Annotated in this window: 24 protein-coding genes; 9 read left to right on the top strand and 15 right to left on the bottom strand. The window is 59.7% G+C overall.

The genetic code is table 11. The features are described from left to right. The 13 genes from ureC to CFU_RS14655 form a co-directional block, all read right to left on the bottom strand. Positions 1 to 1,704 (bottom strand): urease subunit alpha, encoded by a 1,704-nt coding sequence (gene ureC, locus CFU_RS14715; RefSeq protein ID WP_014006833.1) that lies wholly within the window; start codon positions 1,702 to 1,704, stop codon positions 1 to 3. Beyond that, entirely contained in the window at positions 1,701 to 2,024 is a 324-nt protein-coding gene (locus tag CFU_RS14710; protein WP_014006832.1) for an urease subunit beta, read from the bottom strand. Before CFU_RS14710 ends, ureC begins: the two co-directional genes overlap by 4 nt. Before the next feature lie 14 nt (positions 2,025 to 2,038). Then, positions 2,039 to 2,341, bottom strand: coding sequence for an urease subunit gamma (locus CFU_RS14705; RefSeq protein ID WP_014006831.1), 303 nt, complete (start codon positions 2,339 to 2,341; stop codon positions 2,039 to 2,041). Between the two features lie 40 nt (positions 2,342 to 2,381). Then, the gene (locus CFU_RS14700) at positions 2,382 to 3,302 is read right to left on the bottom strand and encodes an urease accessory protein UreD (RefSeq protein ID WP_014006830.1); all 921 of its coding nucleotides are present in this window, start codon (positions 3,300 to 3,302) and stop codon (positions 2,382 to 2,384) included. 6 nt (positions 3,303 to 3,308) lie between these two features. Then, positions 3,309 to 4,007, bottom strand: coding sequence for an urea ABC transporter ATP-binding subunit UrtE (urtE, locus tag CFU_RS14695; protein WP_014006829.1), 699 nt, complete (start codon positions 4,005 to 4,007; stop codon positions 3,309 to 3,311). 6 nt (positions 4,008 to 4,013) lie between these two features. Continuing rightward, on the bottom strand, positions 4,014 to 4,880 hold the full coding sequence (gene urtD, locus CFU_RS14690) for an urea ABC transporter ATP-binding protein UrtD (protein ID WP_014006828.1): 867 nt from the start codon (positions 4,878 to 4,880) through the stop codon (positions 4,014 to 4,016). Beyond that, positions 4,877 to 6,022, bottom strand: a complete 1,146-nt coding sequence (urtC, locus tag CFU_RS14685) for an urea ABC transporter permease subunit UrtC (protein WP_014006827.1) — start codon at positions 6,020 to 6,022, stop codon at positions 4,877 to 4,879. The genes urtD and urtC overlap by 4 nt, the downstream gene beginning before the upstream one ends. Further along, a complete protein-coding gene (gene urtB, locus CFU_RS14680; protein WP_041742115.1) occupies positions 6,019 to 7,623 on the bottom strand; it encodes an urea ABC transporter permease subunit UrtB in 1,605 nt (534 codons plus the stop codon). The genes urtC and urtB overlap by 4 nt, the downstream gene beginning before the upstream one ends. A gap of 157 nt (positions 7,624 to 7,780) precedes the next feature. Continuing rightward, positions 7,781 to 9,034 (bottom strand): urea ABC transporter substrate-binding protein, encoded by a 1,254-nt coding sequence (urtA, locus tag CFU_RS14675; protein WP_041742114.1) that lies wholly within the window; start codon positions 9,032 to 9,034, stop codon positions 7,781 to 7,783. 347 nt (positions 9,035 to 9,381) lie between these two features. Further along, positions 9,382 to 10,464 carry a calcium:proton antiporter gene (locus tag CFU_RS14670; RefSeq protein WP_041742113.1) on the bottom strand — a complete coding sequence of 361 codons (1,083 nt, stop codon included), beginning with the start codon at positions 10,462 to 10,464 and terminating at the stop codon, positions 9,382 to 9,384. Between the two features lie 166 nt (positions 10,465 to 10,630). After that, positions 10,631 to 11,575, bottom strand: a complete 945-nt coding sequence (dapA, locus tag CFU_RS14665) for a 4-hydroxy-tetrahydrodipicolinate synthase (RefSeq protein WP_014006823.1) — start codon at positions 11,573 to 11,575, stop codon at positions 10,631 to 10,633. Between the two features lie 45 nt (positions 11,576 to 11,620). Beyond that, positions 11,621 to 11,851, bottom strand: coding sequence for a hypothetical protein (locus CFU_RS14660; RefSeq protein ID WP_238531317.1), 231 nt, complete (start codon positions 11,849 to 11,851; stop codon positions 11,621 to 11,623). A 478-nt stretch (positions 11,852 to 12,329) separates the two neighbouring features. Next, entirely contained in the window at positions 12,330 to 12,827 is a 498-nt protein-coding gene (locus tag CFU_RS14655) for an SgcJ/EcaC family oxidoreductase (protein ID WP_041743528.1), read from the bottom strand. A gap of 159 nt (positions 12,828 to 12,986) precedes the next feature. Between CFU_RS14655 and CFU_RS14650 the strand changes: the two genes are divergently transcribed. Genes CFU_RS14650 through CFU_RS14640 form a run of 3 tightly spaced genes read left to right on the top strand, consistent with a single transcriptional unit; the run spans position 12,987 to position 16,185 of the window. Then, positions 12,987 to 13,760: a helix-turn-helix transcriptional regulator gene (locus tag CFU_RS14650; protein WP_014006820.1), complete on the top strand. Its 774-nt coding sequence runs from the start codon at positions 12,987 to 12,989 to the stop codon at positions 13,758 to 13,760. Then, positions 13,757 to 15,661 (top strand): ATP-binding protein, encoded by a 1,905-nt coding sequence (locus tag CFU_RS14645; protein ID WP_014006819.1) that lies wholly within the window; start codon positions 13,757 to 13,759, stop codon positions 15,659 to 15,661. Before CFU_RS14650 ends, CFU_RS14645 begins: the two co-directional genes overlap by 4 nt. Further along, positions 15,658 to 16,185 (top strand): response regulator, encoded by a 528-nt coding sequence (locus CFU_RS14640; RefSeq protein WP_041742112.1) that lies wholly within the window; start codon positions 15,658 to 15,660, stop codon positions 16,183 to 16,185. The genes CFU_RS14645 and CFU_RS14640 overlap by 4 nt, the downstream gene beginning before the upstream one ends. 396 nt (positions 16,186 to 16,581) lie before the next feature. Here the strand turns inward: CFU_RS14640 and CFU_RS14635 are convergent, their stop codons facing one another. Then, entirely contained in the window at positions 16,582 to 17,535 is a 954-nt protein-coding gene (locus CFU_RS14635; protein ID WP_041742111.1) for a LysR family transcriptional regulator, read from the bottom strand. Between the two features lie 137 nt (positions 17,536 to 17,672). On the opposite strand from CFU_RS14635, the gene CFU_RS14630 reads away from it, so the two are divergent. The 6 genes from CFU_RS14630 to CFU_RS14605 all read left to right on the top strand — a co-directional run bounded on the left by CFU_RS14630 (position 17,673) and on the right by CFU_RS14605 (position 23,806). Beyond that, the gene (locus CFU_RS14630; protein WP_041742110.1) at positions 17,673 to 18,911 is read left to right on the top strand and encodes an argininosuccinate synthase-related protein; all 1,239 of its coding nucleotides are present in this window, start codon (positions 17,673 to 17,675) and stop codon (positions 18,909 to 18,911) included. After that, complete coding sequence (locus tag CFU_RS14625; RefSeq protein ID WP_014006815.1) at positions 18,912 to 19,667, top strand: 2OG-Fe dioxygenase family protein; 756 nt, start codon at positions 18,912 to 18,914, stop codon at positions 19,665 to 19,667. 157 nt (positions 19,668 to 19,824) lie between these two features. Then, entirely contained in the window at positions 19,825 to 20,817 is a 993-nt protein-coding gene (locus CFU_RS14620) for a DMT family transporter (RefSeq protein WP_014006814.1), read from the top strand. Positions 20,818 to 21,321: 504 nt separating this feature from the next. Then, on the top strand, positions 21,322 to 23,211 hold the full coding sequence (locus CFU_RS14615) for a S53 family peptidase (protein ID WP_050808602.1): 1,890 nt from the start codon (positions 21,322 to 21,324) through the stop codon (positions 23,209 to 23,211). A 104-nt stretch (positions 23,212 to 23,315) separates the two neighbouring features. Beyond that, a complete protein-coding gene (locus CFU_RS14610; RefSeq protein WP_148264851.1) occupies positions 23,316 to 23,540 on the top strand; it encodes a 2-phosphosulfolactate phosphatase in 225 nt (74 codons plus the stop codon). Positions 23,541 to 23,587: 47 nt separating this feature from the next. Further along, complete coding sequence (locus tag CFU_RS14605; protein WP_148264850.1) at positions 23,588 to 23,806, top strand: hypothetical protein; 219 nt, start codon at positions 23,588 to 23,590, stop codon at positions 23,804 to 23,806. A 9-nt stretch (positions 23,807 to 23,815) separates the two neighbouring features. On the opposite strand, the gene CFU_RS24565 is transcribed toward CFU_RS14605, so the two are convergent. Beyond that, the gene (locus tag CFU_RS24565) at positions 23,816 to 24,217 is read right to left on the bottom strand and encodes a hypothetical protein (protein ID WP_014006812.1); all 402 of its coding nucleotides are present in this window, start codon (positions 24,215 to 24,217) and stop codon (positions 23,816 to 23,818) included. Positions 24,218 to 24,521: the final 304 nt, after the last annotated feature.

The raw sequence follows: 24,521 nt of genomic DNA, 5'->3' as shown, positions 1-24,521 counted from the left end.
TCAGAATAGGAAATAACGCTGCGTCATCGGCAATACGCTGGCCGGTTCGCACACCAGCAGTTCGCCGTCGGCGCGCACCTCATAGGTTTCGGGATTGACTTCCATATGCGGCGTGGCGCTGTTGTGGATCATGTGGTGCTTGCGCAGGTGGCGCACGTCCTTGATCGCCACCACCGGCTTGTTCAGCTTCAGGCGCTCGCCGATGCCGTCGTCGTACGCCGCTTGCGAGACGAAGGTGAGCGAAGTCTTGAGGCCGCCGCCGTAGGCGCCGAACATCATCCGGTAATGCACCGGCTGCGGCGTCGGGATGGACGCATTCGGATCGCCCATCTGCGCCGCCGCGATCATGCCGCTCTTCAGGATGGTGGACGGCTTGACGCCGAAGAAGGCCGGCTTCCACAGCACCAGGTCGGCGATCTTTCCGACCTCGATCGATCCCACCACATGCGAGATGCCATGGGTGATGGCGGGATTGATGGTGTACTTGGCGATGTAGCGCTTGACGCGGAAGTTGTCGGCCTTGCTGCCGCTATCCTCGGCCAGCTTGCCGCGCTGGACCTTCATCTTGTGCGCGGTCTGCCAAGTGCGCAGGATGACTTCGCCGACCCGGCCCATGGCTTGCGAATCGGAGGACATCATGCTGATGGCGCCGATGTCGTGCAGGATATCTTCGGCGGCAATCGTTTCGCGCCTGATACGCGATTCAGCAAACGCCACGTCTTCGGCAATCGCTGCATCCAGGTGATGGCAGACCATCAGCATGTCGAGATGTTCGTCCAGCGTGTTGACGGTAAACGGACGGGTCGGGTTGGTGGAGGAGGGCAGCACATTGCTGTTGCCGACCGCGGCGATGATGTCCGGCGCATGGCCGCCGCCGGCGCCTTCGGTATGGAAGGTATGGATGGTGCGGTCCTGGAACGCGGCCAGCGTGTGTTCCAGGAAGCCGCCTTCGTTCAGGGTGTCGCTATGGATCGCCACCTGCACGTCCATGCGGTCGGCCACGCTCAGGCAGTTGTCGATGGCGGCCGGGGTCGAGCCCCAGTCCTCATGCAGCTTGAGGCCGATGGCGCCGGCGCGCACCTGTTCTTCCAGCGGACCCGGCAGGCTGATGTTGCCCTTGCCGAGGAACCCCAGGTTCATCGGGAAGGCGTCGGCCGCCGACAGCATCGCGTGCAGGTGCCAGGGGCCGGGCGTGCAGGTGGTGGCGGCGGTGCCTGCAGCCGGGCCGGTGCCGCCGCCGAGCATGGTGGTGACGCCGCTCATCAAGGCTTCTTCCATCTGCTGCGGGCAGATGAAATGGATGTGGCAATCGATGCCGCCGGCGGTGACGATTTTGCCTTCGCCGGCGATGATCTCGGTGGCGCCGCCGATCACCATGGTCACGTCCGGCTGGATATCCGGGTTGCCGGCCTTGCCGATGGCGGCGATCTTGCCGCCCTTGATGCCGATGTCGGCCTTGACGATGCCCCAGTGGTCGATGATCACGGCGTTGGTGATCACGGTGTCCATCACGTCCCTATGCATGCGTTGCGACTGGCCCATGCCGTCGCGGATCACCTTGCCGCCGCCGAACTTCACTTCTTCGCCGTAGGTGGCGTAGTCTTTTTCGATTTCGATGAACAGCTCGGTATCGGCCAGACGGATGCGGTCGCCGGTGGTCGGGCCGTACATTTCGGCGTAAGCGTGCCTGGAGATTTTGCTCATAATTTTGCCCGTTTCGTCAATGCACCCATGACCTTGCCGTTGAAGCCGTAGACGATGCGGTCGCCCGCAAGTTCCACCAGTTCCACCGTGCGTTTCTGGCCCGGCTCGAAACGCACCGCGGTGCCGGCCGCGATGTTGAGCCGCATGCCGTAGGCATCCTCGCGCTCGAACAGCAGGGCCGGGTTGACTTCGTAAAAATGAAAATGCGAGCCGATCTGGATCGGCCGGTCGCCGCTGTTGGCGACGGTGACGCTGTTGCAGCGGCGGCCGACATTGAGTTCGATGTCGCCGCTCTGGATCTGCATTTCTCCTGGGATCATGGGGCTGCTCCAGTCTAGGGAATGGGGTGATGTACGGTGACCAGCTTGCTGCCGTCCGGGAAGGTCGCCTCGACCTGGATGTCGGGAATCATTTCGGCGATGCCCTCCATCACGTCGGCCCGCGTCAGGATCTTGCTGCCGTAGGACATCAGCTCGGCGACGCTCTTGCCGTCGCGTGCGCCTTCCATGATGGCGGCGCTGATCAGGGCGATCGCTTCCGGATAGTTCAGCTTCAGGCCGCGCGCCAAACGTCGTTCCGCCAGCAGGCCGGCGGTGAAGATCAGCAGCTTGTCTTTTTCTCTTGGCGTCAGGTCCATGTGGCTTTTCTTTCTTTTCTATGACGTTGGTGGTGTCGATTCATGTGTTCCAGATACGCGGTATTAATGCTTCATGTCCAAGCAGTTGCGGGCGGATCAGCTGCCAGGCTTGCATCATCCACTGCCGCGCCAGTTCGCTGGAATGTCCCAGGTGGCGCAGCACCAGGACCGACTTCAGCTGGCTCGCGCCGACGCTGGCCCGCTCTCCCGCCAGCTGGCTGGCGAGTTCGCGCAGCTGCTGCACCAAGCTTGCGGAAAACGGCTTTCCGGCCACCATCAGGGTAGCGCACACGGTGCAGCCCGCCAATCCAAGGCGGTTGTGCATGGCCGCGCTGCCGCCGCTCAGCATGCCTTGTTCAAACCATAACAATTTGCCGTCGCGGCGGATGCTGGTTTGCTGCGAGATGCGGCCGCGGTTGAATGTTTCACCCGACGCGGTGCGGCCGAAGCACAGGATCTCGCCGCCGATGTAGCGGGCTTCGCCTTGCAGTTCGACTTCATGGGTCAGCGCAACCTCGGCCTGGTCGAAAAAAATGGTTTCCTGCGGCAGCCATTCCAGCGTTGCCGAATCGGCAAGCTGCAGCCTGACCTGCTGCTGCGACAGCTTGCCGTTGGCCTGGTACCACTTGGCGGCGCCGGGCGTGGTGAGGAAAGCGTGGGCGCCGGCGCCGACGCCGGCCTTGATGGTCAGCTGGTCGCCGCCGACCACGCCGCCGGGCGGATGGACGATGATGGCGTGGCAGATCGAGGGATGTTCCGGATAGAGCGCCTTTTGTACGCGCAAGGGGCCGTAATGGGCGCGGTCCAGCAGGCGCGTGGTGCCTCGGTCGTCGGCAAAGCGCAGCGATAGCCAGGCCTGGTTGTCGGCGCCCCGCACCGGTTCGGACAAAATCGGGGGCAAAGTCGCGGGCAGGGCAAGCTCGGCGCTCGCCGGCATGGGCTGGGCGGTGAAATTATCCATGGGGCACTATACCGCCAAGTGCCGTTTCACGCTGTCGTCATCCATGCTCTCCTGGCTGCCGGCGGCCACCACTTCGCCGCGCGACAGCACCACAAAGTTGTCTGCCAAGTCACGCGCAAAATGGAAGTACTGTTCGCACAGCAAGATGCCGATGTCGCCGCGTTCGCGCAGCAGGCGGATCACTCTTCCGATGTCCTTGATGATGGAGGGCTGGATGCCTTCGGTCGGCTCGTCCAGGATGATCAGCTTGGGCTCGGCCAGCAAGGCGCGTGCGATCGCCAGCTGCTGCTGCTGGCCGCCGGACAGGTCGCCGCCGCGCCGCTGCAGCATTTCTTTCAGCACCGGGAACAGTTCGTAGACTTCATCCTTGATCAGCAAAGCCTTCTTGCCCGATTTGGTGGCCATGCCCATCAGCAGGTTTTCTTCCACCGACAGGCGGGCGAAGATTTCTCGTCCCTGCGGCACGTAGGCAATGCCGAGCGCGGCGCGCTGGTGCGGCTTGAGGCTGGTGATGTCGCGGCCTTCCAGCGTCACCTTGCCGCTGGCGCTGGGCAGCACGCCCATCAGGCATTTCAGCAGGGTGGTCTTGCCGACGCCGTTGCGGCCCAGCAGCGCCAGGCACTTGCCTTTTTCCAGGGACAGCGAGACACCGCGCAGGGTATGCGAGGAGCCGTAATACTGGTTCAGTTGTTCAACGTTGAGCATGATCTTCTAGCGCCCGAGGTAAACTTCAATCACGCGCTCATCGGCCTGCACTTCCGACATCTTGCCGGCCGCCAGCACCGAGCCTTCGTGCAGCACCGTGACCTTGCCCTGCTGGGCGATTTCGGCGACAAAACCCATGTCGTGCTCGACCACCATGATCGAATGCTTGCCGCGCAGTTCGTTGAGCAGCTCGGCGGTGCGCGCGGTTTCCGCATCCGACATGCCGGCCACCGGTTCATCCAGCAACAGCAGCTGCGGCTCCTGCATCAGCAGCATGCCGATTTCCAGCCACTGCTTCTGGCCGTGCGACAGCAGGCCGGCCAGCCGCCGTTCGTTGCCGTTCAGGCGGATCAGCCGCAGGCAGGCGTCGATCTTGTCGACCTGTTCCGAGCTCAGCCGGGAAAACAGGGTGGTTTTCACGCGTTTGTCCATCTTCATCGCCAGCTCAAGGTTTTCGAACACGGTGTGCTGCTCGAACACCGTCGGCCGCTGGAACTTGCGGCCGATGCCGGCATGGGCGATGTCGTATTCGGTCAGTTTGGTCAGGTCGATGCTCTGGCCGAAGAAGGCGGTGCCGGCGCTGGGCCGGGTCTTGCCGGTGATGACATCCATCATGGTAGTCTTGCCGGCGCCGTTGGGGCCGATGATGCAGCGCAGTTCGCCTACCGAAATGTCGAGGTTCAGGTTGTTGAGCGCCTTGAAGCCGTCGAAGGAAACCGTGATGTTTTCCAGGTAAAGGATGGCGCCGTGGGTGGTGTCGACGCCTTCCGGCTTGATTCGCGCATACGAGGTGCCGTAGTCGGCATGCAGGGCGTTGTCGACCTTGTCGGATGGCTGCGCCGGGTTATAAATTTGGCTAATGCGCTGGCTCATGCTCTCTCCTTGCCGCTCTTGAATCTGATTTTCAGCTTGTCGGCCAGGCCCAGGATCCCCTGCGGCATGAACAGCGTGACCAGGATGAAAATCAAGCCCAGCGCATATAGCCACAAATCGGGAAAGGCGCCGGTGAACCAGCTCTTCAAGCCGTTCACCGAGAAGGCGCCGATGATCGGCCCCAGCAGCGAACCGCGGCCGCCGACCGCGGCCCAGATCACCATTTCGATCGAATTCGCCGGCGACATCTCGGACGGGTTGATGATGCCGACCTGCGGCACATACAGGGCGCCGGCAATGCCGCACAACACGGCCGACAAGGTCCACACGAACAGCTTGAACCAGAGCGGGTTGTAGCCGATGAACATCAGGCGCGATTCCGAATCGCGCACCGCCTGCAGCACGCGCCCCAGCTTGGAAGTGACGATCCAGCGGCACAGCAGCAGGGCGCCGAGCAGAAATGCCAGCGTGATCAGGTACAGCACTGCCTTGGTCGACGGCGCCGTGATCGAATAACCGAGGATGCGCTTGAAATCGGTGAAGCCGTTGTTGCCGCCGAAACCGGTATTGTTGCGGAAGAACAGCAGCATGAAGGCGAAGGTCATGGCTTGCGTGATGATGGAGAAATACACGCCCTTGATGCGCGAACGGAAGGCGAAATAGCCGAATACAAAAGCCAGCACGCCCGGCACCAGCACCACCAGCGCCATGCAGTACCAGAAGTGGTCGGTCAGCGACCAGAACCAGGGATAGGTTTTCCAGTCGAGGAACACCATGAAATCGGGCAGGTTGCTCTGGTAGACGCCGTCGCGGCCAATGGCCCGCATCAGGTACATGCCGTGGGCATAGCCGCCCAGCGCAAAGAACACGCCGTGGCCGAGCGACAGGATGCCGGTGTAGCCCCACACCAGGTCGAGCGCCAGCGCCGCCATGGCGTAGCACATGAACTTGCCGACCAGGGCTACCGTGTAGCTGGAAATGTGCAGCACATGGCCGGCAGGGAAGAGCAGGTTGAGCACCGGCAGCAAGGCCAGGATCACGCTGCAGAAGATGATGCCGCTCCAGGCCGGGCGCGAGAACAAAGGCGTCTTCGCCGCCGCGATTTGCTGCAGGGTAGGTGCCGGGATAGTTGTTGTGCTCATTCGACGCTCCTGCCTTTCAGTGCAAACAGGCCTTGCGGACGTTTTTGAATGAAGACGATGATGAATACCAGGATGGCGATCTTGGCCAGCACTGCGCCGGCCACCGGCTCCAGGAATTTGTTGACTTCGCCCAGGCCGAAGGCGGCAATCACGGTGCCGGCCAGCTGGCCGACGCCGCCCAGCACCACCACCATGAAAGAGTCGACGATATAGCCTTGCCCCAGGTCCGGGCCGACATTGCCGAGCTGCGACAGCGCCACGCCGCCGAGGCCAGCGATGCCGCAGCCGAGGCCGAAAGTCATCATGTCGATCTTGCCGGTCGAGACGCCGACGCAGGACGCCATGCGGCGGTTCTGCATGACCGCCCGCACGAACAGGCCGAGCCGGGTCTTGTTCAGGATCAGCCACACCGCCAGCACGACGAACAGCGCGAAGAAAATGATCACGATGCGGTTATACGACAGCACCAGCGAACCGAGCACGGTGACGCCGCCCGACATCCAGCTGGGGTTGGCGACTTCGACGTTCTGGGCGCCGAAGATGGAACGCACCAGCTGCATCAGCATCAGGCTGATGCCCCAGGTGCAAAGCAGGGTTTCCAGCGGCCGGCCGTACAGCCAGCGCAGCACCAGCCGCTCCAGCACGATGCCGACGGCGGCGGTGACGATGAAGGCGGCCGGCAGCGCGACCAGCAAGTAGCCGTCCAGCGCGCCCGGGAAATACTGGCGGAATAGCAACTGGCAGACATAGGTGGTGTAGGCGCCTATCATCAGCAGTTCGCCATGCGCCATGTTGATGATGCCCATCAGGCCGAACGTGATGGCCAGCCCGAGCGCGGCCAGCAGCAGCACGCTGCCGAGCGAAATGCCGTAGAACACCTTGCCGATGAAGTCGACGGTGGCCAGATGGCGGTCCAGCACGCCGAGGGTGCGTACCGCTTCGATGCGCACTGCCGGATCGGGTTCGATGTAACTGCCGTCGGGATTCTTGTTGAGCAGGTTTTGCAGCGCCGGGCGCAGGTTGGCGTTGGTGCTGCCGGCCAGGGTTTGCACCGCGGCCTTGCGGGTGGCGGCGTCGGCCGAGTGCAGGTTGGCGGTGGCGATCACCTGCTGCAGCACGGCCTGGATTTCAGGATCGCTTTCCTGGTGCAGGGCTTTGCTGACCAGCGGGATTTGCGCCGGGTCGGCAGTTTTTATCAGTTCGGTGGCAGCGCTCATGCGTTGGTTGCGGTTGGCCGAAAACAGCTTCAGGCCGGACAGCGCGCCCTCGACTACGCCGCGCAGGCGGTTGTTGACGCTGATGCCCTCTGCATCGTCGGGAGTCGCCAAAGTCTGGTCGGTGGCGGGATTGAACGCCTGGGTGTCGCCGACAATCAGCACCGTGCCGTCGGGTCGGGCGTACAGGGCGTCGGTATTCAAGGCATTGAGAATCTTCAGCGCATCATCGTTGGCCAGCGCCGCGATCTGGTTGACCGCAACAATGCGCGCGTCAGGATCGTCGCCAGCCAGCGGCTTGAGCAGCGCCGGATCGATCTTGGCGTGCGCCAGCGTGATGTGCAGGCACAAACTTGCAATGAGAAGAATTTTTCTTGAGATTTTCATTAGTCTGTTTAGCGCCACCTGAAAGCAGTTAAATGGAGGCAGAGTTGAATGGCACTTGCTTAATTGAGCACTGCATGTAGGGTGGGCACGGTTTTTGTGCCCACGCTGTTGATACGCGTGGGCACAAAAACCGTGCCCACCCTACCGAATACTCGGGTTACAGCTTCTGCTTGCCTTCATTACCCGGGATATACGGACTCCAAGGCTGCGCACGGATCGTGGTCTTGGTTTTGTTGACGACGTTGAACTGTCCGTCAGCCTTGATTTCGCCGATCATTACCGGTTTGTGCAGGTGGTGGTTGGTTGCGTCCATTTCCAGTTCATAGCCGGACGGCGCCTTGAACTTTTGGCCGGACATGGCGGCGATGACTTTATCGGTGTCTGTCGACTTGGCTTTTTCCACAGCCTGTTTCCACATATAGATGCCGACATAGGTCGCTTCCATCGGATCGTTGGTGACCACGGTGCTGGCGTTCGGCAATTTCTTGGCGACGGCGTAGGCTTTCCATTTCTTGATGAAAGCAGTGTTGACCGGGTTCTTCACCGACTCGAAATAATTCCATGCAGCCAGGTGACCCACCAGCGGCTTGGCGTCGACACCGCGCAATTCTTCTTCACCCACCGAGAACGCTACCACCGGCACATCGGTTGCCTTCAGGCCGGCGTTGCCTAGTTCCTTGTAGAACGGCACGTTGGAATCGCCGTTGATGGTCGAGATCACCGCGGTCTTGCCGCCGGCGGAGAACTTCTTGATGTTGGCGACGATGGTCTGGTAATCGGAGTGACCGAACGGTGTGTAAACTTCGTCGATATCCGCATCTTTCACGCCCTTGCTGTGCAGGAAGGAGCGCAGGATCTTGTTGGTGGTGCGCGGATACACGTAGTCGGTGCCCAGCAGCACGAAGCGCTTGGCGCCGCCGCCTTCTTTCGACATCAGGTATTCAGTCGCCGGGATCGCTTGCTGGTTAGGCGCGGCGCCGGTGTAGAACACGTTCTTTTCCAGTTCTTCGCCTTCATACTGCACCGGATAGAACAACAGGCTGTTGAGCTCCTTGAATACCGGCAGCACCGATTTGCGCGAGACCGAAGTCCAGCAGCCGAACACTACCGATACCTTGTCCTGCGAAATCAGCTGGCGCGCCTTTTCCGCAAACAGCGGCCAGTTGGAGGCCGGATCGACCACCACCGGTTCCAGTTTCTTGCCCATCACGCCGCCGTTGGCATTGATCTCTTCGATCGCCATCAAGGCTACATCCTTGAGCGAAGTTTCGGAGATAGCCATGGTGCCCGATAATGAATGCAGGATGCCGACCTTGATGGTGTCCGCGGCAAAGGCAGACGGCAGCCATGCGCTGGCGGCCAAGGCGAAAGCGCCGAGTGCGGTAGCTTTCAGAACGGTGCGACGTGACATGAATTTCTCCTCCGGTAGTGAGTTATAAAAAACAGAAAAAACACGAGTAAAGAAAGCACGCGGCAAACCTGGGACGGGGATGCGTTGATTACACAATGTCATTAGCAGAATGCATGCCAGTGAGGAGCGGCGGCGCCGTGCGCCGGATTCAGCGAGAACTATTGGGATTTGGAGCAATATTGGCGCAAGCGAGAAAGGCGGCGCCCATATTTGGTGAGACGGGATTTTGGTGCGGGATAGGCGCACCAGTATGGTGCCGCCCAATGCTGCAGCGCGATGGCCAGCGTAGCAATGATGCCGATTGGTGCAGGAAATCCGGAACTGGCGGGCCAGCTCCGGTCTTTAACTCAAGGAACGATAGTGGTAAACAGGTAGACCGCAAAAATCACCAGGTGCACCGTGCCTTGCATGACCGTGGTGCGGCCAGTGCCTAGCGACAGCGTGGCGACGATGAACGACAGCAGCAACAGCACGGTCGATTTGACGTCCAGGCCGAGCGACAAGGTCCAGCCGGTGGTGAGCGAGACGATGGCCACCGCCGGAATGGTCAGGCCGATGCTGGCCAGCGCCGACCCGAGCGCCAGGTTGAGGCTGGTCTGCAGGCGGTTGGCGCGCGCGGCCCGCACCGCGGCCAGCCCTTCCGGCAGCAGCACCACCGCGGCAATGATGATGCCGACCAGGGTCTTGGGCGCGCCGACGCTGGCCACCGCGGTTTCCAGGGCCGGCGCCAGCGATTTCGCCAGCAGCACTACCGCTCCCAGGCAAACCAGCAGCAGCCCGCCGCTGATCGCCGCCACCTTGACCGTCGGCGGCGCTGCGTGGGCGTCTTCGTCGTTGACTGCTTCCGCCGGTAAAAAGTAGTCGCGGTGGCGCACGGTCTGCACCAGCACGAAGGTGCCGTACAGTATCAACGAGATGACGGCGATGAACGCCAGCTGGCTGGCGCTGTAGAACGGACCGACTGCCGTCGAGGTGTAGTTGGGCAGCACCAGCGTCAGCACCGCGATCGCCGCCAGCGTCGCCAGCGAAGCGCTGACGCCCAGCTGGCCGAAGCTCTGTTCCTTGTGGTGGCTGGCGCCGACCAGCAGGCAGATGCCGACAATGCCGTTGAGGATGATCATGATGGCGGCAAACACGGTGTCGCGCGCCAGCCCCGTGGTTTCTTCGCCGCCGGCCAGCATCAGCGAGACGATCAGCGCCACTTCGATCAGGGTCACCGCCAGCGCCAGCACCAGCGTGCCGTACGGTTCGCCGACCCGGTGCGCAACCACTTCGGCGTGATACACCGCCGCCAGCACGCTGCCGAGCAGGCCTGCCACCAGCAATATCGTATAAACGCCGCCGAGATTAAAGCTCGCGCCGCCGAGCAAGAGCCAGCCGACGACCGGAGCCGCGATGGACCATATGGGGAGTGCAGGAGAAATTTTCATATGGCGATTGGACACGCATCAAGCATTTTTTGCAAGTATTGCGTGGAAAGCCCGGTTTGAGCGCTCAAGCAAATCAGTCCGGCGCAGGAATCGCGCGGCGCCTGTTTTTCCTGCAAGCGCCGGCGGGATCCGGGTTGAAATCAGCCACCGCCAAGGATAGGACCGCTCATCGCACCAGCCCCAGCAGCCGGGATTTGCCGCGCACGGCCGATTCCGGCTGTGCGTTTTTTCCTGCAACCGGCACCGTCATCAATTTTTCCAGCGCCCTGGCCAGCTTGACCCGGCCCGCCGCCGACATCCTTGTCATCGGCAGGCGCAGTTCGTCCTGTATCTGCCCCTGCATGGCCAGCGCTGCCTTCACCGGACCGGGATTCGGTTCCGAGAACAGCAGCTGGATCATCGGCAGCAGCTGCTTGAACAGGGCGCGCGCCGAACCGAGCTGTGCGGCGCGCACCAGTTCGAACAAATGCACAAACAGGTCCGGCCGTATGTGGGCGGCGGCGGAAATGGCGCCATGTCCGCCCAGGCACAGCGTATTGAACAGCAAAGCATCGTCGCCGCACAGGATGCGCAGGTCGGTGCGGTTGATCAGTTCCATGGTTTGTCCCAGGTTGCCGCTGCTTTCCTTGATCGCGACGATATTGGCGTGCTGTTCCAATGCACTCACGATAGCGACATCGATATTGACGCCGGTCCGGGCCGGGATGTTGTACAGGATCAGCGGACTTTCAGCGACTGCGGCCAGCGCTTCGAAATGCAAACGTATGCCTTCCTGCGAAGGCCGCACGTAGGACGGCGCCGAGACCAGGAAAGCGGCCGGACGCAAGGCGTTCAAACGCTCGATTTTTTCCGTGACCGCGCGCGTGTCGCTGCCGCTGATGCCCATCGCCACCGGGCAGCGCTCTTGCACCGCTTCCATTACGCCGCACAACATTTTTTCTTGCTCGTGCTCGCTCAAGGTCGCGGCCTCGCCGGTGGTGCCGCACACCACCAGGCCGTGCACGCCGGCGGCGGACAGATTCAAGGCCAGTTGCTGGGCGCCGTAGAGATCGAGTTTGCCCTGCCGGAAAGGCGTGACGAGAGGAACCCAGATACCTTCAAAGATGGACATGATGTGCTGTTTTCAGTAGGAGTGGGAATGATTTGGCGGCGCCGTTCATGCCGGCAGCAGCGGTGTGATGCGGCCGAATTCTGCTTGCGGCAAGGCGCGCATGATGTTGCCGATGACGGCGTCGATCGAGCTCTTGCTCAGGCACAGCCAGAATTTCATCTTGCTGGCGTGGTCGACCGGCTTGACGCGCATGTAGATCATGAGGTCGCCGCAGGTGCTGACGATGACGCGGCGCAGCTCGGCCACCGAAGCGGCATCCACGGTGATGCGCATCATGAAATCTTTTTGAATGGGGAGTGCCGGCTGGCGATAGGAATGCGAGAAGAGAGGCAAGGCGGGGGCCTGGATTTTTCTTGAGACTGCAGCGGGAAGCGAAGAGAAGCGCCATGCTGCTGGGATTACCTGATTCATAGAGGATATCTACTGGTCGTTGCGGTAATTACAGGTTAGCAGGCAGGACGTAAAGATTCTCTAAAAAGGGATGGCGGGCTTGTAAACGCCGCGTAAAAATCGCATGCAGTTCCTGCCCGGCCTGAGGGTTCAGGCCAGACCGTTTTTTGCAGACAGGTATTTGCTCGGAGAGACGCCCAGCGAACGCCAGAACAGATCTTGTAGCCATCGGCTGCGCGCATCGGGCTTGCCACTTCTGGGTTGTAGTGGAAATGGCAAGCGCCCGCCCGTGTGCGCCAGACTTTTGAACGGACAATCGCGTCTTCGTAAATCAACTCGGAGAAATCAAGACTCCCTTTGCACGTCAGTCATCCACCAATTCCGGCATCGTAGACGAATGATGATTTAAGATCTTCCACTCACTGTCGACCTTCTTATATACGTAGGTATAACGCGCGTGGACTTTTTTAGCCTTGCCGTCTTTCGTCAGGTTGAATGTATATACCCCGGTGTCGAGTGCGGCGTTATCGCCGAGGAAACGGATTTGCCGATAATTGATTGTCCCTTGCGGTTTCATCTGCAAGAACTTTACGAAATAACTCTTTATCTCGGCAGGCGTAGTCCGAACCTCGTTTGATACAGTCGGTTCCAATACAGCGTCGGCTGCGTACAGCTTGGTAACCTGATCGGCGTTGCCAGTGGCAAGAGCCGCATTCCATCGATCGAACAGCGCGGCAACTTCGGCTTCGCGAGAATTCGTCGGCGCCGCAGCAACTTCGCGGTAGACCCTTGGCGTCTCGACATCTTTTGCGTATACGGTGGTACTGATAAGCAGTGCTGTGATTACTAAGATTTTTTTCATGTTGCCCTCTAAAAAAACAATCGGAGTGCGCCGCAGCAATGGAAGCGACGACGAGTGAAGTATGGATATGAAATCGCCAGTTGAAATCAGCTGGTTGGGGGATGGGCACTATGCCGATTGGCATATAATCCAGCTACCGACGACAAATAGATTTTTTTAATGAAGACACCTGCTGACCAATCCGATACGCCTCCGAATGCCAGGACCGCGCGCGTGCAGTATCGCCATGCAGAAGGCAGCGCCACGCGGTTGCGTTTATTGGCCGATGCTGGCGGGGCGCTCGCTGTGGACGGCAATCAGGCAGCAGCTCTCGCGATAATTCTCGGTAAAGCGCTTGAATTGTTGTCGGTGGAAGACGGCGTATTGCTCTTTATGAAGGACGACGGATTGCACGTTTATGCCGGGCGAGGTCCGGTGCCTCCTGTCGGCGCTCGCCTGGCAGTCAATGGGGCATTGCGTACCCTGTTACAGAATAGGCAGTTGCCGCTGGTCCGACAGGATGTACAGAGCAGCTTGCGAATCGGCCGCGAAAAGACGGTGGGGCTGGAAGTATTGATACCACTATGCTTTGGCGGCAAGAACGTAGGAGCGCTAGCGTTGATCAGCGCACGTCAGGTACCTTCGCCGCATGCCGACGATCTCGCTACGCTGCAAGTCCTCGGCACCATGCTAGCGATGGCTCTGCTTGTGACAAGCAAGCCTGCGGCTCGTATTGCAGGAAACAAGGCGGCCGAGCTGAAAACGCTTACGGCGCGCGAACTGCAGGTTTTTTCGTTGATGCCTCGCGGCATGACCAATGCTGCGATGGCGGAACAACTCGGCATTGCCACCGGCACCGTCAAGATCCACGTCGAGCGTATCCTGCACAAGCTTGATCTCAGGGATCGCACCCAAGCCGCCGTCTGCGCAGCGGACTATGGACTCGACGCATGAGAAAATTTTACCGACGCTGGAAAGATTGGTCGCTTGCGTTAAAAAGCGGTGCAATCATCGCTTCGTCACTCATCATGTTGCTAGGTTCAGTGATCACCAGCTACAAACTTGAACAACAAACTGCCGACTCGACTGCAGAGATGCGCCGCACGCTGAAAGTGCAATCCGATATCCAATCACTCCACACACTAATTGCTGAAGCTGCGACCGGGGTAAGGGGTTTCCTGCTGACAGACCGGGACGATTTCCTGGCGCCATACAATGCGGCCGTGGCACAACTTCCGGTGACCATTGCGGCATTGCAGGCGAACGTGCGTGATCCGGTTCAAGTGGCGCGTCTGGGACGCGTGCTATCTTTGATACAACAAAAACTTGCCAGCCTGGACGTGCTGCGGAACCTGGAGGGCGCAACTCCTGATGATTTGCGCACCCAGTTGTTGGCTGGCAAAAAAATTCTCGATGAATTGCGTACACAGATTGGCGCGATGACTGTGCGTGAATCGGAGTTGGTAGAACAGCGCACTGCTGCCGTTCAGGATGCGCTGCATCGCAACCTGCTGATGAATCTGGCGACTATTCTGGTCGGTATCATCGGCGCGAGCGCCATGTTGATGTTCATGATGCGCGTGGTGCGGCGGGTGCGGTTCGCTGCAGACAATGCAGAACGACTGGCGCGCGGCATGCAGCTTGAGACGACCGACGCTGCAGCCGACGAACTTGGACAACTTGCCGAGCGCCTGCATAAAGCCAGCCTGCTGCTGGCCGACCGTGCCGCCGCGGCGCAGGCTGCAAGCCAGGCAAAAACTGAATTTTTGTCCCGCACCAGCCATGAACTGCGGACTCCACTTAATGCCATTCTGGGTTTCGCGCAATTGCTGGAGGACGATCAAGCCAATATCCGCGCCAGCGAGAATGCAGCACAAATCACTCGAGCCGGCCGGCATTTGCTGACACTGATCAATGAAGTGTTGGACATTGCTCGCATCGAGGCCGGTAAATTCTCCATCCAAGTACAGCCGATTCAGCTTGCGTCCTTATTAGCGGAGGCACTCACTTTGGTTGCGCCGCTCGCCGCTCAGCGTAAGATTCATTTAGATCAGCTTGTATGCCCTGAGCAGCTGGCCGTGCTGGCAGATCGCCAACGCCTGATGCAAGTATTATTGAACCTGTTGTCCAATGCAATCAAGTACAACTCGCCAAATGGGCAGGTACGCATTCAAGTTGCTGCATATGGCGATACGGTTAGTGTCGCCATAGAGGACGATGGTCCAGGGCTTTCCGCCGATTTGACGGAGCGCCTGTTTACACCGTTCGACCGCCTGGGGGCGGAGCGGGGAACTAGCGAAGGTGCTGGATTGGGCTTGGCGGTTTCGAAAAGCCTGATGCAAGCGATGCACGGTGACATCATTGCCGATAGCGTCCAGGGAAAAGGAACCGTATTTACACTTAGCTTGCCTCATTCGGTACTGCCCGCACAAGCGGTACCTGTGGTTACAGTAGGAACGCCTGCCGTTCATCCCCTGGAACCAACCACTACGCGTACCGTGCTATGCATAGAACACGATGCGTCCAACCGGGCATTGATCGAGACATTGGCAGCACGGCGGCCGCATTGGCGCCTGTACACGGCGAGTACCGGCCAGGAAGGCTTGCAGCTTGCGCGGCAATGTTTGCCGGACGTGCTGCTGGTGGATATTCTTTTGCCGGATTTGAGCGGAGAGGCGTTATTGCGCGCGATAAGCGGCGACGCAGCCCTGGCGCAGGTTCCTGTAGTGATCCTAAACGGAGACAAGGATTCAGCGGCGATCTCGCTGCTGAACGATAGCGCTATTGCAGGCTACCTGGCCAAACCGCTTAATCTGCAACAATTCTTTAAACTGCTCGATTGGATTATCCAATGAATGAAGACGATTTACTTTCTTCGCGCGTGCTCATCATTGATGATCAGCCTGCGAACCTGCGGCTGCTGGAAGACTTGCTCACGCGGGAAGGCTTGACCCACGTCGTCAGCACGACCAATGCGCAAAAGGCGTTGGATCTATATGCTGCGTTCGATCCCGACTTGATCATATTGGATCTGATGATGCCGGAGCTTGACGGCTACGCCGTGCTTGAACAGTTGAAGCGCCGCGGCGATCCATACGACTATCGTCCTGTGTTGGTTGTCACCGCGGACGCAACGATGGAAGCGAGGCGCCGTGCGTTGTCGCTGGGGGCAAAAGATTTCCTGACCAAACCTTTCGATACCATCGAGGCGATGCTGCGCGTGTGGAATCTCCTTGAGACCCGCGCGCTATACAGGCGGCTGCAAGTGTTGTCGCCGGGTGAATCTCTAGCTCCGATCAGGTTTCAGAGCCGCCCGCTTGCAGAAGGCAGTATCAGTCGCCGGCTCGAAGGAACGGAAACAGATTCCGATCATAAATAATACTGCGATTTTCCTTTACCCACGGCTAATGGATGATCCACGTTTAGCGCACAATCCTACTTGTCAGAATGCGTAGGGGGCGGAGTGATCGACGTCGCATTACTAGGAATAATCAGGCGCTGGCACCTTCGGGACCAAGTCCCACTGAGGGAGATCGCCAAGCGGTTGGGCATCTCGCGCGATGCCGTCCGGCGCTGCCCATGCTCGGAAGCGCCCGAGCCGGCCCATGCAGAGCGCCAATCTGCCAATGCCATCGACCCATGCGCCTCCAACTCTCAGCCTGGCTCAAGACCGAGGCGGCCAAATTCCGCTAGCCGACGTCGATCACATCCAGTCCCTGCGCTTTTAATGCCAGGCCGGCAGCCGCCAGGATCAGCTTGCCGCCGCCCAGCCGCTTCATTTGTCGGACGCCAGGCGCCGCCGGTCCAGCGGTTTCAGGTCGGCTTCCATGTGCGACGCCAGATGGTCGATGAAGACGCGCATCTTGGGCGCCAGGTAGCGTGTCGGCAAATACTGTATGAAGGCCGTGCCCTGGTAGGCGGCGATGAATTCCCAGTCGGTGAGCACGGCTTTGACCAGCCCCTGCTCAAGGGCGTTGCGCACGATGAAGTAGGGCAGGCAGCCGATGCCCAGGTTTTGCAGCACGCCATCCAGGCGCGCTTCGCTGTGGTTGACGATATAACGGCCGCGCACCTTGATGATGGTGGTTTCGCCCTGGCGCATGAAGTGCCAGTCGGAGTCGCCTGGATTTTCGCCTAGATAGAGACAACTGTGGCTGCACAGGTCTTGCGGCTGTTTCGGCGTGCCGTGCTGGGCCAGGTAGCTGGGGGTGGCGCACAGCACCTGGTCGATCGACATCAGCGGCCGCGCCACCAGGCCGTCGGCCGGCTGGCTGGTGATGCGGATCACCAGGTCGGCATCGTCGTTGATCAGGTCGACGTGGCGGTCGGTAAGTATCAGCTGAACATCGACCTGCGGGTATCTTTCGAGGAAACTGGCGATCAGCGGCGTCACCACGCCCTTGCCGAAGGCTTTTGGCATGCCGACCCGCAGCAGGCCCTGCGGCACCGCCACGAACTTGTCGGCGACTTCCATCGCCGCCTTGGCCGCGCCCACCATTTCCAGGCAGCGCTGGTAGGCTTCACTGCCGGATTCGCTCAGGCGCAGCTTGCGGGTGGTGCGTTCCAGCAATCTGACGGATAATGCCTGCTCCAAACGCGACACTTGGCGGCTGACAGCCGAAGGCGTCATGCCAAGTTCCAGAGCCGCAGTCGAAAAACTGCCGGTTTCCACTACCCGGACGAACACCGCCATGTCCGGCATCAGCTTGATATAGCGATTAGCTCCCATTTGTTCCCGCCGTGCACAAGTGTTGTTCTGAATACATAGATTATCGTATTTGCTGGAATAAAACATAATTACATTCATTAGTGATTGTTTTTATTGATTTATTCATACCATCTAGTTTTTTGAACGTCGGAGCGCCCATGATTCAGCCGCTAAAAAGAATACGCAGCATCGACGACCTGAAACTGGTTGCGGCTCACTGCGAGCATGTCCTGACTTTGTTCAGTGGTGGACTGGATAGTACTTATGCCTTGAAGTGCCTGGTCGACAGCGGTTGCCGCGTGACGGCGCTGACGGTAGACCTGGGCGAGGGCATCAACGCCGCCGACCTGCAGCAGATCACCGCGCACTTCGGCGCCGAGCTGCTGGTGATCGACGGCCAGCAAGCGTTCGCCGAAGATGCCGTACTGCCGGCGATCCGCGCCAATGCCCGCTACATGGGCATCTATCCGATCAGCTCGTCCCTGTCGCGCCCGATCATCGCCCGCTTCGCGGTCGAAACCGCCTTGCGCCTCGGCTGCAACGCCATCGTCCATACCGCCAACCAGTCGCAGAACACCCTGCGCCGGCTGAACGGCGCGATTGCGCAACTTGGCTACGCCGGTTATTACGGCACGCCTTACGAATACACTGCGATTTCCCGCGAAGAAAAAATCGAAGCCTTGCGCGCAGCCGGCCTGCCGCACTTCCAGGCGCGCGGCATCAGCGGCGACGCCAACCTGTGGTGCCGCGAATTCGAATCCGGTTCGCTCGACAATCCGGAATCGTTTTGGGTGCCGGAATCGTTGTTTGACTGGACTGCCGCGGTCGATCCGGCGCCTGTCAGCAGCGAGCTGTCGATCAGGTTCGACGGCGGCCGCCCGGTCGCCATCGACGGCGAGGTCCTGCCGCTGGTGGAACTGATCGCACACCTGAACCGCCGCGTCGGCGCCTTCGGCATCGGCCGTTATTGCGGCTTGGAACATCTGGAGCAGGGCGAGAAGGTGCTGGAAGTACGCGAAGCGCCGGCCGCCATGGTGTTGCTGGAAGCATACCGGCACCTGGAAACCGCGGTGCTGGACGCCGAACTGCTGCGCGAAAAACTGCACATGGAACAATTGTGGGTGCGGGAAGCCATCGAAGGGCGCTGGTTCACGCCTTTGCGCGCCGCAACCGATCGCTTCATCCAGGAAACCGTGCAATATGTCAGCGGCACCGTCAACTACCGCTTGCGCGCCGGCGCTGCCGATGTCTGCGCGATCCGCGCCGATGCGCCGCTATACCTGACCGACCGCGACAGCTGGGAAAAGGATATTGCCGCGCAGCGCTCCAGCCGGCAGCTTTCTTTGCCGACGAATTCCGTGCTGGATGCCAGCAAGCTGCTGGCCGAGGAAAACTAAATGGAAATCGACGTCTTGGCGCCCATCAGGATCGCCTCGCCCATCATCGACCATCTCAGCAACGAACTGCGCCGGCGGCAATTCAGCGTGATGTCGGGCCGCGCCGTGCAAGCTGCCTGCGATGTCGATCCGGCAACCTGGGACGAATTCGCCAGCTGCTGGAACAACCTGCCGCAAGACAAGTACATGGGCGACAACGGCAACTATCGCTTCCGCCGCTACAGCGCATTCGAACTGGACAGCGCCGAAGGCGTGCTGCAGCAGCTGCCGCACGCGCCATACGTGCAGCCAAGCTACATCAATAAACTGAATGGCGATATTGCCCGCCACTTCGAGCCGCTCGAGCAGCACTTCATCGACAACCCTTTCCTGTCCGGCCTGCTGCTGTCGCTGGCGCAAGTGTTCGACAAGGTCGAGGGCGACAGCGGCAAATGGAATATCCGCCTGCACCCTTACCGCATACGCGCCAGTTCCCATGTTCCAGGCAACCCGACGCCGGAAGGACTGCACCGCGACGGCGTCGACTACATCGTGACCATGATGGTGCGCCGTCATAACGTGGCCGGCGGCGAAACCTATATTACCGATGTCGCCGGCAAGCTGATGTGCCGCTACACCTTGACCGATCCGATGGACCTGATGCTGGCCGACGATGCCCGCACCATGCACGGCGTGACCAAGGTGCTGCCGTATGAAGCCAAGCGTGAAGCATTCAGAGACGTGCTGGTGATTGCCTATACCAGAACCCAAGCTTAGTTAAGCGTGCTTGATTAAGCGAGCTTATTTAAGCGTGATCTACCCCTGACCAATATCCTCGGTGCTCCCGCCGTTTGTTCCGCTCAGCCTCCACCTAGGCGGAACGTTTTTTTTTCCTAACTGATAGCGCCGATGGCGCTATCCGGAGTAAAGCGAAGTGACGATCTCATCTGCCAGCCGATCCCCCAACTCATCTGCCAAAGGTCTCTGGTTCGCCGATTTGCTGCTGCTGCTGGTTGCGATCGTCTGGGGCACCAGCTATGGCGTCGCCAAGGACGCGCTGGTGTTTTATCCGGTGCTGGGATTTGTCGCGATCCGCTTCTGCATGACCTTCTTCCTGCTGCTGCCCAGCCTGCGCCAGCTGGCCAGGCCCGAAGGACGGGCGGCGTTGCGTGCCGGCGTGCCGCTGGGCCTGATCCTGCTTGCCATCTTCATTTGTGAAACCTTCGGCGTAGCGCTGACGCAGGCTTCGAACGCCGCTTTCCTGATCAGCCTGTGCGTGGTCTTTACGCCTTTCGTCGAGTGGCTGGTGATGGCGCAACGGCCGCCAATCAGCGCTTTTGTGGTGGCTTTTGTTTCGCTCCTCGGCACCTGGCTGCTGACCATCGGCAGCAACCTCACATTCAACCTGGGCGACGGCCTGATGCTGGCGGCGGCTTTATTGCGCGCCTTCATGATGGTCATGACCAAACGCCTGACGGTCGACAAGGACATGTCCAACCTGACCCTGACCGCGGTGCAATCCGGTGTAGTCGGTTTCGGCTGCCTGCTGGTCGCCAGCCTGTTCATGCAAGGCGGGCTGCCGCCGCTGCCGAGCGATCCAAGCTTCTGGGTGAGCACGATTTACCTGGTGTTGTTTTGCACCATCTTTGCTTTTTTTGCGCAGAACTATGGACTGCGGCGCAGCAACCCGACCCGGGTTTCCCTGTTGATGGGAAGCGAGCCGGTGTTCGGCGCGTTGTTCGCTTCTTTCTGGCTCGGCGAAAAACTTGGCGCGCTGTCCTGGGTTGGCGGCGCCTTGATTGTCGGCGCCACTTTATGGGCCACATTGCCGCGTTCGATGATTAATTTTGGTGCGTTTTTTTCGACACGGAATATCAAGCCGGAGAATGCTCCCATCATCGGTGCGGGAATTGATTCCAGCCAATGAATACAAGGGTTTGAGCGGGATTTTAACGAAAGCAGGGATGCAACGAAATACGTGATTCGATAGAAGAAAATATCAGTTGAATTGCTATTGTTTCTTAGGCGCAATTGATTTATTCTGGATCGTCAGTCAGATAGTTTTGAATCATAAAAAGAAGATGTGAAGCGTTGATTTTTCACACGGCGTCCGCTCCAAAAGAGTCATTGATGCCGTGGTTAATCCTCAAGAGGGAAGTCTCATGATTTGCACCAGATTCAATTCGATCTCCATTCGCCCGTGCCGCTCGCGCTGCTCATCAGCTGCGGCACATCGCACCGCGGCTCCCCCTGATCTTCCGGCATCGCCAGCGCTCTCGCTGCGGCCATCCAGTTAACGGACATCACGTCTCGTTAAACCCCTGCATCACAACCGGTGATGCAGACTCCAGCGCCAAATCAACTTTGCATTGCCGATCGCAATGCAGGGCTGCGGCGTCTTTTATCTGTTCCATTCAAGAGGAATAAGCAAATGAAATCGGAAATATCAGCGAAAGCACTAGCAGCAAATTTTGCGATTCCCCAGGCTTCGGCGTTGTCATTGGCGTTGTCCCTGGTGTTTGCATCATTGTCTGTCCACGCAGCCGTGGCGGACAACAGCGCTTGGGTCACCACCAAGACCCAAGCGTTCTTGCCGCAAGTCCAAGCGAATCAAAAGAGCGTGGCAGCCGATGCCAGCGTGGTAACCCCCGCCGCAACCGCCGTGCAGCTGGCGCAAGGCGAACCGGTCCATGTGACGCTCAGTCTGAACCTGCGCAATGAAGCCAAGCTCGACAAGTTCCTGCAGGATCTGCATACACCTGGCACTGCTTCCTACGGCAAGTTTCTGACACCGGCGCAATTCGCCGCAGAATATGCGCCTACGGAAAAAGATGTGGCGAAAGTGGTTGCCCATCTGAGCAAGTCCGGTTTTGTCAACATCCAGGTCGCGCCGAACCGCCATCTGGTGACAGCCGACGGCACCGCCGCCACTGTACAAACCGGCTTCCGCACAGCGCTGAAACGCTTCCAGCAGGACGGCCGCAAAGTGTTCGCCAATACCGATGCAGCACAAGTGCCTGCCGCACTGAGCGGCATCGTCGATTCGGTGCTGGGTTTGCAAAACGTTGCGATCGCCCAGACCCACCATCGCTGGGTGCAGACGCCTGAAGCCGGCGTGAGCGCACAAGCTAAAGTCACGGTCAATGCAACGCCGGTGGCGACAGCGCACAGCCCTGTGCAGTTCCCTGCGATCTATAGCGTCGGCACCACGCCGACTGCTTCGAACACCGTAGTCGGCATCATCTCGGCAGGCGATCTCAGCCCGACGATTACCGACCTGAAAACCTTCACTACAGCCAAGGGCCTGGCCACCGTCAATACTCTGGTGGTGAAAACCGGCGCTGCCGGCGCCGACTATAGCGATACCTCCGGCCAAGTCGAATGGAACCTGGACAGCCAGACCATCACCGGCACTTCCGGCGGCGTCAAGCAACTGATTTTCTACGCATCGCCTGACATGAGTTTCAGCGGCATCACCGCAGCCTACAACCGTGCGGTGACTGACAACGTGGCCAAGGTCATCAACGTTTCGCTCGGCGGCTGCGAATCGGATACCCATAGCGACGGCACGCAGGCAGCCGACGACAACGTGTTCAAGCAAGCAGTTGCGCAAGGCCAGACATTCTCCATTTCAACCGGAGATGCAGGTACTTACAACTGCCAGACCAGTTCGATTTCCGGCGCGCCTGGCGTACCGAAAAACAAATCGACCTATGATGTCAGCGAACCGGCTGCTTCGCCTTACGTCATCGCAGTCGGCGGTACAACCCTGTACACCAACTCCGGCGCCTACAGCAGCGAGACCGTGTGGAACGAAGGCCTGAGCGCGATCGGCACCTACGACGACGCGGGCGACTACGATTCCACCAAGCGCCTGTGGGCAACCGGCGGCGGCTACAGCAAGTACGAAGCGGCGCCATCCTACCAGTCGGGTGTGATTGCTGCCGGCAAGACTACCCGCGGCTTGCCGGACATCGCGTTTGACGCTGCCAGCGCCAGCGGCGCCACCATCTACTACAACAGCCAGACCGGTACGGTAGGCGGCACCAGCTTGGCGGCGCCGATCTTCGCCGGCGTCTGGGCCCGCCTGCAATCGGCCAACAACAATGCCCTGGGTTTCCCGGCAGCCAGCTTCTACAAGTACTTCCCGGTTGCCGCCAACGCCTCGCTGCTGCATGACGTGACTTCCGGCACCAACGGCGCCAGCAGCTCGTACGGCTACAAGGCTGCAGCAGGCTGGGATGCAACTACCGGTTTCGGTAGCCTGAACATTGGCAACCTGAATACCTTCGTCAAGAACACCTCGGACTTTGCACGTTAATCGTCCGCGGTTTTTGTAGTCAGCATGTTTGAAATCGCCGGCGCGGACAGGTTTTATCCGCGCCGGCGACGAGATGGCAGTACCCGTACTGATCGGAGCCGGACATGAACAGATCGAATCTCAGATGGATTATCGCCGCCCTTGTATTGGGCGCCGGCGGCATCTATGCGGTTTTTTCGGTAGACGATTCGATAGCGAAAACCGGGACCCAGGTTGCGGTGACAGCCGGGGAGCGGGGCGGATTACCGTCCGGCGCCGCGCAGGCCGCTGCATCAGCCTTGTCGGCCAAAGCGCAAGACGCCGTGAGCATCAATCCATTTGGAAAATAGCAATCGCCCGGGCCTGGACCGGGCAAGCAATGAAGGAAGAATCCGCAATGACTGCCTATCTGCAACGACAAGACCGGCTGGCGCTGGTGACACAGGCCACGGCAAACGTTACCGGCAAGCGATTCTGCTCGCATCACCAGGGTGAAGTCGCGGTGACGGAAGGCGATTTCGTGTTGCGCAACAAATCCAAGCGCTGGATCTGTTTTCGCTGCCAGGAACGCAGCCGCCAGCGCCGCGATGCATTGGCAAAGCAGGCCGGGCAATAGATTTTTGTACTAGCGAAACGCCGCAAGCGGATCGTATTGCAGTTCCGGAGCATCGTCTGCCGCCCTGGCAGCATTTCCCTGCTTGATGAAGCTGACTGAAGTGACGCGCCATTCGCCGCGTTGCAGCTGCCAGCCGTGGATCACTTTCTGCCAGCCCGGCTTCAGGTAAAACTGGTTGTCGCGCTCCAGTTCCCAGTGGCCGGCTTCCCATACATACCAGCCGCCCACATAATTCCAGAATCCAGGACTCCACACCAGCCCGGCGCGCGGGGCTGGTTCGGCTTCCGTTCTTGGGGCCGGCGGCGCGTTCTTGAGAATGATGTCAGGACCGCCAAGAGTCCTTGAGGGCGGACTGGCGAACGATGAAAAGCGGCCGGCGATGATCGCTGCGATGCTGAGAGGGTGCTTCAATTTGCGCTCCTGAAGTGGTCCAGTGCTATCGATTCTACGAAGCGGGAATTTCAGGAATGTGTCCCGTGCATTTGCTTACACTTTTCACATTTGCCTTACAGCGCCAGGCTGGCATGCAGATCGCAGCGTGGAGCCGCGGCCTGCTGCGTTTTCCCTATGAAAATTCCTGTTTTTACAGGGGCGGTCGCAGCGGCTGCAAGGACTGCCGCGGGCTTGCAAATAGATCAATAGAGCACGATCCGGCGCAGCCGGAATAGAGGATTCCGACTAATGCAAGGTAAAAATTTTATCTAGTTGTTTCGCT

This window comes from Collimonas fungivorans Ter331 (assembly GCF_000221045.1).
Taxonomy (GTDB): Bacteria; Pseudomonadota; Gammaproteobacteria; order Burkholderiales; family Burkholderiaceae_D; genus Collimonas; species Collimonas fungivorans_A.
Note: the sequence above shows the minus strand (reverse complement) of the source record. Positions and strands in the feature narration are given on the sequence as shown.